The 13,613-nt window shown below is 58.8% G+C and carries 13 protein-coding genes; 5 read left to right on the top strand and 8 right to left on the bottom strand.

Features of this window, described 5'->3' with window-relative positions:
• Positions 1 to 217: 217 nt before the first annotated feature.
• The 8 genes from glpK to GSQ80_RS01515 form a co-directional block, all read right to left on the bottom strand.
• A complete protein-coding gene (gene glpK / locus GSQ80_RS01550; protein ID WP_216850079.1) occupies positions 218 to 1,729 on the bottom strand; it encodes a glycerol kinase GlpK in 1,512 nt (503 codons plus the stop codon).
• A gap of 391 nt (positions 1,730 to 2,120) precedes the next feature.
• Positions 2,121 to 2,465 (bottom strand): STAS domain-containing protein, encoded by a 345-nt coding sequence (locus GSQ80_RS01545; protein ID WP_158785753.1) that lies wholly within the window; start codon positions 2,463 to 2,465, stop codon positions 2,121 to 2,123.
• Positions 2,462 to 2,902: an ATP-binding protein gene (locus tag GSQ80_RS01540; protein WP_254059387.1), complete on the bottom strand. Its 441-nt coding sequence runs from the start codon at positions 2,900 to 2,902 to the stop codon at positions 2,462 to 2,464. Before GSQ80_RS01540 ends, GSQ80_RS01545 begins: the two co-directional genes overlap by 4 nt.
• A gap of 73 nt (positions 2,903 to 2,975) precedes the next feature.
• Positions 2,976 to 5,648: a pitrilysin family protein gene (locus GSQ80_RS01535; RefSeq protein ID WP_158785752.1), complete on the bottom strand. Its 2,673-nt coding sequence runs from the start codon at positions 5,646 to 5,648 to the stop codon at positions 2,976 to 2,978.
• 191 nt (positions 5,649 to 5,839) lie between these two features.
• A complete protein-coding gene (locus tag GSQ80_RS01530; protein WP_158785751.1) occupies positions 5,840 to 6,715 on the bottom strand; it encodes a universal stress protein in 876 nt (291 codons plus the stop codon).
• A gap of 579 nt (positions 6,716 to 7,294) precedes the next feature.
• The gene (locus GSQ80_RS01525; RefSeq protein ID WP_158785750.1) at positions 7,295 to 7,513 is read right to left on the bottom strand and encodes a hypothetical protein; all 219 of its coding nucleotides are present in this window, start codon (positions 7,511 to 7,513) and stop codon (positions 7,295 to 7,297) included.
• Between the two features lie 27 nt (positions 7,514 to 7,540).
• The gene (locus GSQ80_RS01520) at positions 7,541 to 7,996 is read right to left on the bottom strand and encodes a hypothetical protein (protein WP_158785749.1); all 456 of its coding nucleotides are present in this window, start codon (positions 7,994 to 7,996) and stop codon (positions 7,541 to 7,543) included.
• Between the two features lie 238 nt (positions 7,997 to 8,234).
• Entirely contained in the window at positions 8,235 to 8,411 is a 177-nt protein-coding gene (locus GSQ80_RS01515) for a hypothetical protein (RefSeq protein ID WP_158785748.1), read from the bottom strand.
• A gap of 706 nt (positions 8,412 to 9,117) precedes the next feature.
• Here GSQ80_RS01515 and GSQ80_RS01510 point away from each other — a divergent pair.
• The 5 genes from GSQ80_RS01510 to GSQ80_RS01490 form a co-directional block, all read left to right on the top strand.
• Positions 9,118 to 9,612 (top strand): hypothetical protein, encoded by a 495-nt coding sequence (locus tag GSQ80_RS01510; RefSeq protein WP_158785747.1) that lies wholly within the window; start codon positions 9,118 to 9,120, stop codon positions 9,610 to 9,612.
• 205 nt (positions 9,613 to 9,817) lie between these two features.
• The gene (locus GSQ80_RS01505; protein ID WP_158785746.1) at positions 9,818 to 10,219 is read left to right on the top strand and encodes a hypothetical protein; all 402 of its coding nucleotides are present in this window, start codon (positions 9,818 to 9,820) and stop codon (positions 10,217 to 10,219) included.
• Positions 10,220 to 10,472: 253 nt separating this feature from the next.
• Positions 10,473 to 11,858, top strand: coding sequence for a phage major capsid protein (locus GSQ80_RS01500; protein WP_158785745.1), 1,386 nt, complete (start codon positions 10,473 to 10,475; stop codon positions 11,856 to 11,858).
• Between the two features lie 251 nt (positions 11,859 to 12,109).
• Positions 12,110 to 12,466 (top strand): hypothetical protein, encoded by a 357-nt coding sequence (locus GSQ80_RS01495; RefSeq protein WP_158785744.1) that lies wholly within the window; start codon positions 12,110 to 12,112, stop codon positions 12,464 to 12,466.
• The coding region (locus GSQ80_RS01490) for a bifunctional DNA primase/polymerase (protein WP_174241291.1) at positions 12,459 to 13,613 on the top strand (1,155 nt) is incomplete at its 3' end. The genes GSQ80_RS01495 and GSQ80_RS01490, both read left to right, overlap by 8 nt.

Genomic DNA, 13,613 nt, shown 5'->3' with positions numbered 1-13,613 from the left:
GAAATTTCGGTTCGACAACGGGCAGGGCCAGGGCTCCAAACTCCGCTGCCCACGCCATACTTAGGGTCACTCATTCTGCTCCGAGTCTACCATGATCAACCCTCATATCCTGCTCCACAGCAGCCATCCCAACCCTCCTACCGGACCTCCACTCTCGAGCCTCGCAGCACCGCGAAGTCGCACCCTCACAGCGCCTCCGCGGATCCATCCCGGCGACTCACTCCTCCTCCCAATCCATGCTGCGGAGCACAGCCTTCTTCCACTGCTTGCACAGCCGCGTGCGTCTCCCCGCCTCCATTTGCGGCTTCCACACCTGGTCCATCTCCCAGCTTTCGGCGAGCTGTTCCGTCCCCGTGAAAAACCCCGAAGCCAGACCCGCCGCATACGCTGCACCCTGCGCTGTGGTCTCCCGCATCGCCGGCCGGATCACCTCGCGATCCAGAATGTCTGCCTGAAACTGCATTAGCAGATCATTGACCACCATCCCTCCATCCGTCCGCAGTTGCGCCAGCGGAATCCCCGCGTCGGCCTCCATGGCTTCCACGAGCTCGAGCGTCTGGAAAGCCGTAGCCTCCAGCACCGCCCGCGCCAGGTGGCCCTTATTCGCATAGCGCGTCAGCCCCACAATCACCCCGCGCGCATCGTCCTTCCAGTACGGCGCGTACAGCCCCGAGAACGCCGGCACAAAATACACCCCGCCATTGTCCGTCACCGTCTGCGCCAGCGCCTGGATATCCTCACTGCGCTCAATCAGCCCCAGGTTATCTCTGACCCATTGCACCAGCGCGCCCGTAATCGCCACGCTCCCCTCCAGCGCATACACCGGCCTCTCCCCGCCAAACTGATACGCCACAGTCGACACCAATCCGTGCGTCGACACCTTCAGCTCCCCCGTATTCATCAGCAGAAAACATCCCGTCCCGTACGTGTTCTTCACCTGCCCCGGCCTGAAGCACGCCTGTCCCACCAGCGCCGCCTGCTGATCTCCCAGCACCCCGCAGATCGAAACCCCCGCCAGCGCCCCACTCTTCATCTCTCCATAGTGTTCGCTGCTCGACCGAATCTCCGGCAGCATCCCTCGCGGAATCCTCAGCAACTCGAGAATCTCCATGTCCCACTCGAGCGTCCGCAGATTCATCAACTGCGTCCGGCTCGCATTCGTCACGTCCGTCACATGAACGCCCCCGTCCACGCCCCCCGTCATATTCCAAAGCAAATAACTATCGACATTCCCAAACAGCAGCTCGCCCCTCTCCGCATCCGCCCTCGCCCCCTCCACATGATCCAAGATCCACGCAATCTTCAGCCCACTAAAGTACGTACTCAGCGGCAGCCCCGTCGTCTCACGCAGTCGATCTTTCCCACCCTTACGGCTCAACGCCTCCACCCCCTCGGCCACCCGCGTATCCTGCCACACCAGCGCGTTGTAGACGGGCACGCCCGTGCGCTTATTCCAAACCACTGTCGTCTCCCGCTGATTCGCAATCCCCAGGGCATGAATGTCCTTCGCCAGAAGCCCCCGCGCCCCGGCCGCCTCTTCGATCACCTCCTGCGTGCGTCGCCAGATCTCCAGCGGATCATGCTCCACCCAGCCCGGCCGCGGATAAATCTGTTCATGATCTCTCTGCGCAACCGACACCACCCGGCAGCGACGATCAAAAATGATGCATCGCGTACTCGTCGTCCCTTGGTCCAATGCCGCGATATAACCCGCAACGCCGCTGCTCATCGACATCTCCTTTAGCGCAAACCCACAGTTGCTGTACCCGAGGTTTTTGCCTTTCTTTCTATGATCCCCTTGGGGAATCTGCTTCTGCCTTTGCCGTTGCTTTTCTTTTTGTGATTCCCTTGGGGAATCTTCTTCTGCCTTTGTCGTTGCTTTTCTTTCTGTCATTCCCTCTGGGAATCTGCTTCTTCTTCTGCCGTTGCCTTTGTCGTTGCCTCTTAGATAGGTCCAGGCTTTAGCCTGGACAACAAACCAACCCAATCGACGGGGCTTTAGCCCCTGGGACTGCGATCCTTGTCCGCCCGATGGAATACTACAGGCCGACATCGCATTCCACGCAAACGCAGCAACGGCGCGTCATCGACGCGCCGTTGTTTTCCAAACTCCAGAATCTCTACGCGAACGAAGAAACCGCCGTCGCTTCATCATCCTTAACGTCGAACACCGTCACCAGCTTCGTGATCACGAGCAGATCCCGCACCCTGCTGGTTAGGTTCAGCAGCTTCAACTCGCCGCCAGAGTTCTTCACGGACGTGTACGAACTTACCAGCTCACCCAGCCCCGAGCTGTCGATATAGTTCACGTCAGCCAGGTTCAGCACAATCTTCTTCTTGCCCTCGGCCACCAGCTTGTGCACTTCCTCGCGCAACGTCGGGCTGCCTTCACCCATGGTGATCTTCCCACTCAAATCAACGATGGTGACGCCGCCCACTTCGCGGACCTTAAATGTCATGCTCATGCTGAAAGCTCCTTCTTCACTCGGTATTTGATCATCTCGATCTCCGTGCCGGGGTTCAACTGGTGAAAGTGTACCTCATCCATGATGGCCTTCATCAGGAATATCCCTCGTCCTGAACTGCGCAGAATATTCTCCGGCGCCAGCGGATCGGGTACCGTATCCGGATCCAGCCCGTGTCCTTCATCAGCAATCTTAATCCGCAGCGCCTCGGCGTTCAGCTCGTAGCTCACGTGGATCTGCTTGGCGGGGTCCTTCTTGTTACCGTGCAGGATCGCATTGATGACGGCTTCGCGCGCCACCATCGCAATCTGGCTGGAACTGTCCTCGTCGAATCCAGCCTCACGCGCCAGCTGCTCGGCCTTCGTCTCCACAGCGTCCACGCTCGAAAGATCAGACTCCAGCGTCATGCTGCCACGATTTGTCGTCGAATCGGTCAAGGCTGTCCGTCCTCCAGTGGAGTGTACCTTGTCCGGCTAGGTAGTCAACAGCGCAAGCCATGAAGCAAACCTCTTACTGCGGAGCCGGCCCCCGCACCACCTGCACAAAATCCTCTGGCCGAATCAGCTTGAAGAACGCCGCCCGCACCTGGTCTGCAGTCAGTTCGTAGTACGTCTTCGCCGCGTGAATCGGCTCATCCAGCGGCAGCCCAATCTCCGCGCGTCCCAGGAACCCATGCGCCACCGCCTCCTCGCTCGACTCACTCAGCGGAATCTGCCGCAGCAACAAAGCCTTAGCCTGGTGTAGCTCCGCGTCGGACACATTCTGCGTCCGCATCTGGTTCAGATCCCGCTGCACCAGCGCTCGCGCCTTCGACACGTTCTCCGCGTTGCAGCCGTACTCCACCGTGTACGTCGCCCGCGTCTTCGAAGCCGACACGCCGACGTTCACGTAATACACATACCCCGCCACCTGCCGCAGGTCGTGATACAGCCGCGTCGCATAGAACCCGCCGCCAAGCACGTGGTTGCCCAGCTGCACCGGATAGTAGTCCGGATCAAACCGATCCAGCTTCAGCTGCAATCCAAGAAACACCGAATCCTGCACTGCCTCCGGATCAGCCACATTCGCAGCCGACGCCTTGTTCACCGGAACCGGTGGCAGCGTCGTCTCCGGCTTCGGCCCCACCGCCTTCCAATCCCCAAACCATTTCTCGATGACCGCCTTCGCCTCATCTGGCTTCACATCGCCAATCACCACGATCGTCGTCAGGTCCGACCGCACCGTGCTGTCGTGATACTTCTTCACATCGTCCAGCGTCACCTTCGCCAGAGTCGCCGGCGTCGTCTCACGCAGCGACGGATCGCCCACGGGCAGCAGTCCCAAATCAAGCGCCCGCGACGTCTTGTACTCCGGGCTCTTCAAGTTCCCCTCGACAAACTGCGACGTCTGCTGCTTCACCACCGCGAACGCCGGCGCCGGCAGGGCAGGGTGCAATTCGTTGTCGGCCAGCAACTCAACACCGCGTGAAAAATGGTCCTTCAGCACGACCACCGAAAACCCATAGCCCGCGCTCTCATTCGCCGCAATATCATCCAGCGCCTTCTGAAACGCCAGCCGATCCATCGTCTGCGTGCCATACGAATACAGCCCGTCCAGCACCCCGGCCACGCCATCCATCCCCTCCGCCGTCTGCAAATCAGAGTTATGCTTCACGCTGCCCATCACCGTCACCGTCGGCGAGATCGGATCGGTCTTAACAATCAGCCGAATCCCATTCGCCAGCGTCGTATCCAGCGAAACCTGCGCATAATCCGTCGGCACCTTCAGCGTGTCCAGAGCACTCGCCGCCCACTCCGGCAACACCACCGGCTTCGTAGGAGCCGACGTGACCTCTTCCGCACCGCCAAATCCCTTAGCAGACACCGGCTGCCCCGTCGGCACCGGCTTCAGCGTCGCCGTCACCGAATTCGCGGGGGTCAAATACTGCTTCGCCACGCGATTCACATCCGCTACCGTCACCTTCTTCAGCGCCTCAACATCCTCATCCGGCGACGTCCGTCCCTCCGCCGCCAGCGCATTCGACCAAACATTCGCCAGCCCCGGAATCGAGTTCCGCTGGAACTCCGCGGCCGCCACCTCGCTCCGCTTCGCCGCATCCACCAGATCTTCCGGCACGCCCTTCGCTGCATAGTTCTCGAGAATCCCGCGCATCTCCGCGATCGAAGCTGCCGCATCCACGCCCGCCGGCTCGGCTACCAGCCCGAACCCGACGCTCGCCATCGGATACTCCTCAGCCATCCCAAACTCCGTGCCCAGCGCTTTGCCCGCAGGCACCATCCCGTACAGATCGCCGCGCTGACTGCTCAGTACATCCGCCAAAATCTGGCTCGCCGCATAATCCGGAGAGTCCGTTCCCGGCAACCGGTACGCAATGAAACCCAGCGTGTACGGCAGATTGCTGTCCAGCGTAAAGCTCTCTGACTTCACCGCGCCCAGTTGGATCGCCGGCCGCTTCGGCAGCTCATGGCTCGGAATCTTTCCGTACATCTCCTTGATCTTCGCCATCGTCGCCGCGGGATCCACATCGCCCACAATCACCAGGATCGCGTTCGCCGGCGTATACCACTTCTTGTAAAACTCCTGCAGCATCTCGCTCGTCGTCTTATCAAACGAGTCCTTCGTACCCAACGGGTCATGCGCATAGGGGGTCCCCGCAAACATATCCCCATTCATCCGGTCGATAAACTTGTACGTAGGATTCGAGAGATCGCGCGCAACCTCCTGCTCAATCGCCCCACGCTCCTTCGACCACTCCTCCTGCGTATTATCCGCACCCCGCAAGCACGCCGCCTGCGCCTCCAGTGCCACATCCAGATCCGCCGAAGGCACCGTCGCGTAATACTGCGTAATATTCTGCTGCGTGTCGGCGTTATTCTCTCCACCCATCTGCGCATAGATCGCCGCAGTCTGATCCGCGGTCATCCCCGTGCATCCGCGGAACGCCATATGCTCCTCCGCGTGCGCCATCCCCGGAAACCCCTCCGGCGTCTCATCCCCACCCACGATAAAGTTCGTCTGCACCGTCACCACCGGCGCCAGCGAATTGCGAATGATCACCACCCGCATCCCATTCGGCAGCGTAGCCCGCACCGTCCCCGTATCGCCCGACGTCTGCGCCACCACTCCAACCGTGCCAAAAGCGGCAAGTCCCAACACCAGTGCAAGAATCTTTCGTGAGGTCACTTAAGTTATCTCCTTATGGCCGCGCAACGTATGAGCATCAGGGAAACCGCGCCAACCCGCGCAGTCTCAACCCTCCCATCATAACGGCACACCACAATATAGGTACCCCGAGGCTTTAGCCTCGGGTCTCATACGCTCGCAAAGGAGAAAGGGCTTTAGCCCTGAGGCATGCATTACCCACACGCCCACCCCTAATGAACCGTCAGCACCGGACACGTCGCCTGCGCCAGCACCTCCAGCGTCACCCCGCGCTGCACATGCGTCAGCCAGAACGAATGCTTCCTCGGCCCCATCACGATCAAATCCGCCTTCACCTTCTCTGCCAGCGCCAATATCGACTCCGCCGGAGCTCCATACGCAATCTCCAGCTCGCAGCCATACGCCCCCAGCGACGACGCAGCCAGCAACCGCTCCAGGTTCTCCCGCACATCCCCCTCCGCCGGCCCGTCCTCCGAATTCTCCCGGCAAGGAATCACATGGCACACGTAGAGATTCGCGTCCCCATGCCCGGCAAACAGCAGTGCCGCCTGCGCCGCTTTCTCCGCCTCAGGCGTAAAGTCCGTCGCATACACAATCCGCCTGAACTCCAGCGGCCCATCCATCGCCGCCACGTGCGGCCCCACCGTCAGCACCGGCTGCGGCGCCTGCCGAATCAGCTCCTCGACCGTCGACCCCACAAACACCCGCTTCAACTGCGCCTTCGATCGCGTCGCCACAACAATCAGATCCGCCTTCTCGGTCTCCGCCGCTTTCAGCAGCCCGCTCCAGCTCGGCCGCACTATCGGTAACTCAGTCCTTGTCCGCAGTCCTTCTGCGGCAAACGTCTTCGCCAACGCCTCCAGCTTCTCCGACCGCACCGCCAGCCGGTCATCCAGCGTTCGCAGCCGCGGCTCAGCGTCATCCAGGTACACATCCGTATCGAACACATGCACCAGGTCCACGCTTGCCGAAAAGCTCAGTGCCAGCCCCTTCGCATAGGTAGCCGCACGCTCGGCCACCACCGAAAAATCCGTGCCAAACACGATCCTCTTCAATGCAATGCCGCTCAACGCCGCCATTGGAGTCATACCCGCTCCTTCTCCCAGCGAATCTCCCAGCGAAAATTTCGCCAGCCCCATCCGCCGGGCCCATCAAGTCTTTCTCTGAGGCATCCAGACCCGCTCCGATTGAAACGTTCACCGCACCGCAAGTATGTGATACCAGTCACCCCATCCCACCCACCCCCCAGGCTCCAACCACCCTCAACGCTCCACCAGCGGTATAATCAGTCTTCTGAGCGGGAGTAGTTCAGTGGCAGAACGTCAGCTTCCCAAAATGGACAAGTCTATTACTTTCAGCAACTTACAAGAGTCGTAAGAGGCGCTAAAGAGTCGTAGCGAGTCAAGTGAAATCTTTACGATGGCATTGAGTGTGGTGTTTGGCCTTTATCCATGCGGGTTTTGTGCAACACCATTTTTGCCACCATCGCACAAAACCACACCATTTAGGGCAGCCGGGTCAAATGCGATTACGTTCTAGCTCTGTGTTTGTTGGGAATCGACGCGCCGCGAAATTAGAGCGCCGGGTGCGCCAGTCCCACACCATTTTCAACACCACTTAGATGGTGTTGATTGGCCGCCCAATAGTTGAAACACGCCCGGTGACAGCTAGCGATCCATGGCGCGAGCGGTGAGGAACATCCATTTGTCTGTGCCGTTATTCTCGAATCCGGGCCAAGCGGCAAGGCTTGTGGAAGGCTTACCAACTCCGGGTGCGATGTTGTCGATGTTGAGGTACCGCTGTTTGCCGTCCGTTTCGTCAATGACAAAAACGTACGCCTTTGGGTCAGACCCTTCAAAACGTTTCATCAATTCACCGACTGTCATTGTTTCCTCCGCCCAGGTGTGCCGGGCCTATTGATTCGGGCAGATCTGGTGCGTGTCGTTGGCTTCGCGATACGTCTTGCGCACGAAGGCCAAGTCACCCAGGCGCTCTGATTCAAGCGTAGCGTATGGAGTGGCTAAAACTCGCTTTCGCGCGGCTTCTTTATCGAACTTATCCCCGCTGTGTTCTTCTACATCCTCAAGCGCATCGTCCAGCATCTTTTGCCGATACGACTGGGCATCGCATAGGTATGACACATCCGTTGCCGAAGACTGGCTGGCGGTTTCAGGGGCCAGTTGACTGTCTAGTGGCCGTTGGTCTTGGGGAGGGCGTTCGTGGGAGCTAAGAAAGGCGATAACTCCGAGTATGACGGCTCCAACCGCAACGAGCTTGAGGGCGTCGGATGCGTTCCAAACCTTGTTGTTTGAGGCCATATTGGACCGAGCATAATCCGACACCGGAATGATGGCAACAGCCGAGCGCACAGTCCTGCCGCGTCCACAGGATATTCGCTTTCTGTTCGCTTATGCTGCGAGGATGAGAGCCCGCCGATTAGCCATCCAGCCCAAAGACCTCGAAACCCCTGCACGCAGTGTCACTACCCAATCCCGCCTAGCGAAATCATGCGCCTGGACTTTGAGCGTATGCGTTGCCCCCGCTGCTTGGCCGTGTTCGTCCAAAGCAGAAGGGGCATCGCCAGCAACTAGGCAGCGAGCCCGGCTGTTAGGCGCAGCACCCCCGGAGATCCTTCGCCACATGGCGCGTTGCCTCCACGGCGTCTGCGGCTTCGTCAAGCAACGCCGTTTGTGCGGTTAGGCCCAACTTCTCAAAGAAGCCAGCGGCGTTGTCGAGATCCCGGAGAATACGATTCAAGCGTTTTTGCGTTTCTTTCATTTTCATTAGTGTGTCCTTTCAGTGGAGCGGATGATTGATGAAAACCACGCTACCGCACGGATTTTATTCTTGTCAAGTGGTGTATTTTGTGTAGTTTGTAACTGTAGTCCTAAAGTGGAGCTATAAGAATGTAGTTATAAGAATGTACTTGTAAGAATGCATTTTTACGCGTCCCGGCCCGCGCGCCTTGACACCGCTGGGCGGCCCGGATATAACCCGTATCAGAGGGCGTATCGCTGTTTTATTTCAGCGAGAAAATGCCTAACTCGCTGTAGGTTTGGTTTTATTTTGTAGTTGACTTCTGTGCTTCTAGTCGGTAAACAGAGGTATAGAGGGCATCGCTACCAACAAGCAGCGAGATGCGCAATAACTCGCTGGACAAACATGCCGCACTTCTGTAAAAGGAGAGTTCAGAGGCAATGCTGCTCATGGAGGCCGGGATTGTGCAATGCCCCTTTACACCCGACCCGAGCGCGGCTATAACACGTCTCAGAAGGACATCGCTTCTGGCATGAGCGATTTATTCAATAACTTGCTTGCTTTATAAACCGAGTTCTTGTAAATACGAGTATAGGGAGACCTTGACACACGTGGCCGCCATGTGTAGATACAAGTATAGATGGAACGCTGGTAATTTACAGCGGAATAGCCGATAACCCGCTTGACATTGCAAGGTGATTTTCGTAAACACCATAAGTAGAGGGAGAAACGAATGGGACTGACCGAACAAGGCCGTGAGAAAGGATTTCAGACGATGAAGGCCAAGCTAGCAAACGACCCGGCTGCGCGTGTACGGCGGGTGCTGGCATCGGGCAGCCCGGCCCGTATCGTCACCCGGGAAATGCCGGTCATTGAAGCCGTGGGCCGCCTTGTGGAGGCCGTCGAGAAAGGACGGACGCTCATGGCCGATGAGGGCTTGAACCGCGATGACATCACAGCCGGGCTTGTCCACTCCACGATTGAGACGGGTGAGTTTGGTTGCAAGTGGCTGCCGGTCGCGTCCGGGCAAATTGGAGAGTACGTCACGGACTTTGAACGTATGGCGGCGCGCGGAACGTTGCTGTTCCTTGGGATCCTCTGGAAGCAGGCGCGCAGTGACGGCGGTGCTTCCTTATGGGTGAAGCCACTCATGGGCGGAGACGCCGCTAAGCAGCAACTCCAGGCCACGATGAACGTTGCAGCGGCACAGATGGGATTCAAGAACTAACAAAGAAGGCTCCCGGACGTTGCTGGACAAAAGCGGTGGCCGGAGGTAAACAGGGGATTAGAGGGACAAACAAAAACGAAGGCTCCGAGGTGCGCTAACACCCCGAAGCCGGTTGGCAAGAAATTGGACGCACGCGAATGCACCGCAATCAGCCTGTCTCATTATACGGCTGACTGCGCTGCTCACAAATTGAAAGGTGAGAGCAATGACAACGTATGAGCATAGACGCGACGAACTAGTAATCAACTCCTCCATCTGCGTGGGTGTCCTCTTAGGCGACATGCCGGGCGATATGGAATTCGTTCCGATTAGGCCACAGCCTGCCACGGACGCGATGCGGGAAGAATTACGTTCGCGCTGGCCCGGCAGGGGCCTGCGTGGTGTTGGCTACATCGGGCTGGTTGACGGCGCGCCGCAGTTGGCCCTCAGTGAACCGTTGGACGGCGGCCAACTTGAGGCGCTGGCTGATGCATTCGCTGCACACATCGGCATCATCGTGAAAAGCGCGATGACCACTGGCAGCTTTGCCGCTGAGATTGAACGCGCGGAAGTGTCTGAGCTGGAGCGCATTTATGCATACAGCGACGGGCCGAAGCACATCCACTAACACCCAAGCTTCGCTGGTCGGAGAAGTAGCTCCGGCTCATGCTCGATAGCGGGTCATGTACTTGACCTGGAGACGTGCAAGATGTGGCAGCGAACTGTAGGGCGGTAACGGGGAGCCGCCCGAGTGTCCTAATTGTTGCTCATGTAAACGGCATGAGTCGCCCGCGATGGCTGCCGGAAATGCACCGGCTTTGTAGGCGCGGACGCGGATGTTGATTACCTACTCAACCCGCATATGCAATTGGAGATTTTCAATGACTCTCATGGAAATGTTGGATCAGCACAAAGAAGAGATTGCCAAGGCGGATGCCCTTATCGGCCCGATGGGTCACCAGATGACAGCCTCAGACGAGGAACAGTACAAGGGCACCATGAGGCGCGTGGAGGCTCTGCGCGGGCAGATTGAGGCCCGGAAAGCACAGAGCACCATCCGGTCCATGTTCAACAAAGATGGTATACCGATGTGGATTGGAGGCGACGGCACGCCCGGCGCTGGCGGAGCGGCGAGTGGCTTCATGGCGACCTACTCACCGGCGCTCAACGCTGCTGACACGCAGAGCCGCGATTATTCTGAGGCATTGCGCAGCTTCCTCCTGTCGGGAGGCAAAACTGCCTCCGCAGACTTGGTGGTTGGTGCAGACGGGCAGGGCGGCTTTGCTATCCCCAGGAGTGAGGCGTTTACCCGCCAGCGCCCTACCAGCAATTATGCAGGACCACGTGCAAGCGCGGCTCTGTATGAAGGCACGCAGGGCAGCTCCACCACGGCGGGCGGCGATGTCGTTAGCATTCCAACGTGGCAACAGATTGTCCCGCTTGGCTTGCCGGACCTCGCCCTGTATGACGCCAGCCTGTTAATCCCTACGGCTACAGACATTAAAGTCCCCAGCCAAGCATCGTTCGGTGCCAGCGCTATCAAGGCTGAATCCAACGGCACCATTGCTACCTTCGGTGGGTCGGATCCCACCTTGGGACAGACGCTACTCAGCGCCTACATGGTAGGGGCGGCAAGAACCGTGTCTTGGGAGCTGTTGCAAGACGTGGGCATGTTTCAGGAGTTCGTTGTAAATGACCTCCTGATTGGCCAGCGGATCACGGAGGGCGCACTTCTGGCAACCGGGACCGGCTCCGGGCAGCCTCAGGGCATCCTGGGCAACACCGGCCTTGGCACCAACACGGCGTATGAAATGTTGGGGACGTCAGCAGACGGATTGACCCTCATCAATGCTCTGTACGACGTGGTTGCGCAGCTCAAGGGCGTTTACCAGCCCAACGCCTCCTGGGTGATGGCGCGCGCCACTGCGCTGGCTATCCGCAAGGCACAGATGCAAGCCAACCTATACGTGCCCATCATCACGACGGACGCGAACGGGGACATGCGCATCTTGGACAAGCCGGTTCTGTTTGACAGCAACATGCCGAGCTTGCCCACCGCGACCACAGCGGGTGTGCTGCCCATCCTGTACGGCGACTTCCGGGCGGGCAATATGATTGGCGTTCGTGGCGGAGCAGGCATAAATGTCAAGATCCTTGACCAGCCGCTTGCTTTGCAGGGACAGCTTGCCATTTTGGCTTATCGCCGGATCGATTCTCGGATTCGGAGGTCTGAGGCCATCCAGCAAATCAAGATTAGCCACGTTTAGCGGCTAGTCTCCAACGAGAAGGGCGGGGAGAAATCCCGCCTCCGAAGGGTCCCCGCAGTCGCGTTATCTCGCGGCCCTTTTACACCCTCGGAGGCGCAACTTCATTCAACCCGGCTTGGCGTCACTCCCAGGCCGGGTGTTTTTCCTCAGAGCTTATACGGGACCGCACTTTGGTTTGCGCGTCCGTCAATTGCGGGGCAGGGTAGAGACAACAGGCGGCCCACCTTCAAACCGGGCAGAAGGAAAACATCATGTTTCTGAAATTACGTTGGGCAAGATTTTTCACACTTGCAGGTTGGGATTGGCGACTCGCCAACCAGCCCGGCTTCGACTTCATCGTCACTTTCCCGTGTGGGCATAGCGAGTGCAGCGGCTCTCACACGCTGAAGGTGCGGATATGCGAAAAGGTCTATGACGCATTAGCACGGAGACACGGAGAGATATACGACGTGGATTCCATGTATTCCATACCGCACCCCGCGCTCTTTGGTGACGGCCCGGACAATACCTATTGGCAGATGGGGCACGGCAGCGGCGGCGGCTGCGAAACCGTCAGTCAATGGATTGCGAACGCGAATCGGTTGTGGGAGCGGGCAGCCCATGAATAACTTAGACTTCGCACTTTCTTATGCACAGCGTGGATGGTTTGTCTTTCCTTGCATACCTGGAAAGAAGAAATCCATTGGCGGTTTAGCGCCGCACGGCAGCCTCAGCGCCACCGACGCTGAAGCGACCGTGCGGCGTTGGTGGTCTGCCAAGCCCGAAGCAACCGTGGCCATTGCCACCGGCCCAAGCGGGCTGGTGGTGGTGGACGTTGACCACGGGTTGATGGAGGATGGCGAGTGGCCCGATTGGCTGCCGTACACCTACACCGTTAGAACCGGACGCCGCCCGGAGTTTGGTGTCCAGCTTTATTTCCAGGCAGATCCCACGCGGCCCGTGCGCAACGGTGCTGGTTGGGAGAAGGACGGCCTCAAGGGTGACATCCGTGCGAACGGCGGACACGTGATGGCGGCGGGCAGCGTGCACGCCAGTGGTGAGCTGTACTCAGTCCTTGTGGATGCGCCCATCCTGCCCATGCCTGATTGGGTGCTGGATCTTGCACCCGCCAGTCAGCAGACGTTTGACCCGGCAGCCGCTGTGAGTGACGCAGCCGCCGATGAGTGGAAGACGTGGCTGTTGGAATACTGCGACCACTACGGTGTTGAAGTCCGTGAGTTTGAAAAACGTGTGGCGAACGGCTGGACGTTGGGCATCGCCTGCCCGTGGGAGCACGACAGCGGAGCCGGTGACCCTAGCAGCACCGTATTGAGCATCCTAGACGGCAAGCTGGCGTTCCGGTGTCAACACGGAGGCTGCGATAGGGCCAAACGCAACACGGCCCAATTCAAGGCAGCAATGGCACTCCGCAATGCAACCGCCTTCACACCAGAGCCGGGCGCGGATGTCCAGGTTGTGCTTGGCAGCGGTACTGTCTCTGTGACCGTTGACCCCGAGGACTTTGAGCCGGAGCAAGAGACGAACGTGCCGGTGTATCCAGATGAAGTTTGGAACGGCACGCCATACGGTGACTTTGCAGACTACTGCACGGGTGGCAATTACATCCGCAAGCGGTTTTTCACTGAATCACTCCGCACGGTGGTGGGCGCGGTTGTTGGCGGTCAGTTGTCTACGGACTATCAAGGCGTCAATCCGCGCGCCTTCACCGTGCTGCTAGGTCCTCCTGGATCCGGCAAGGGCACGGCAATCACGGCG

It is taken from the genome of Granulicella sp. L46 (assembly GCF_009765785.1).
Classification (GTDB): Bacteria; Acidobacteriota; Terriglobia; order Terriglobales; family Acidobacteriaceae; genus Granulicella.
Note: the sequence above shows the minus strand (reverse complement) of the source record. Positions and strands in the feature narration are given on the sequence as shown.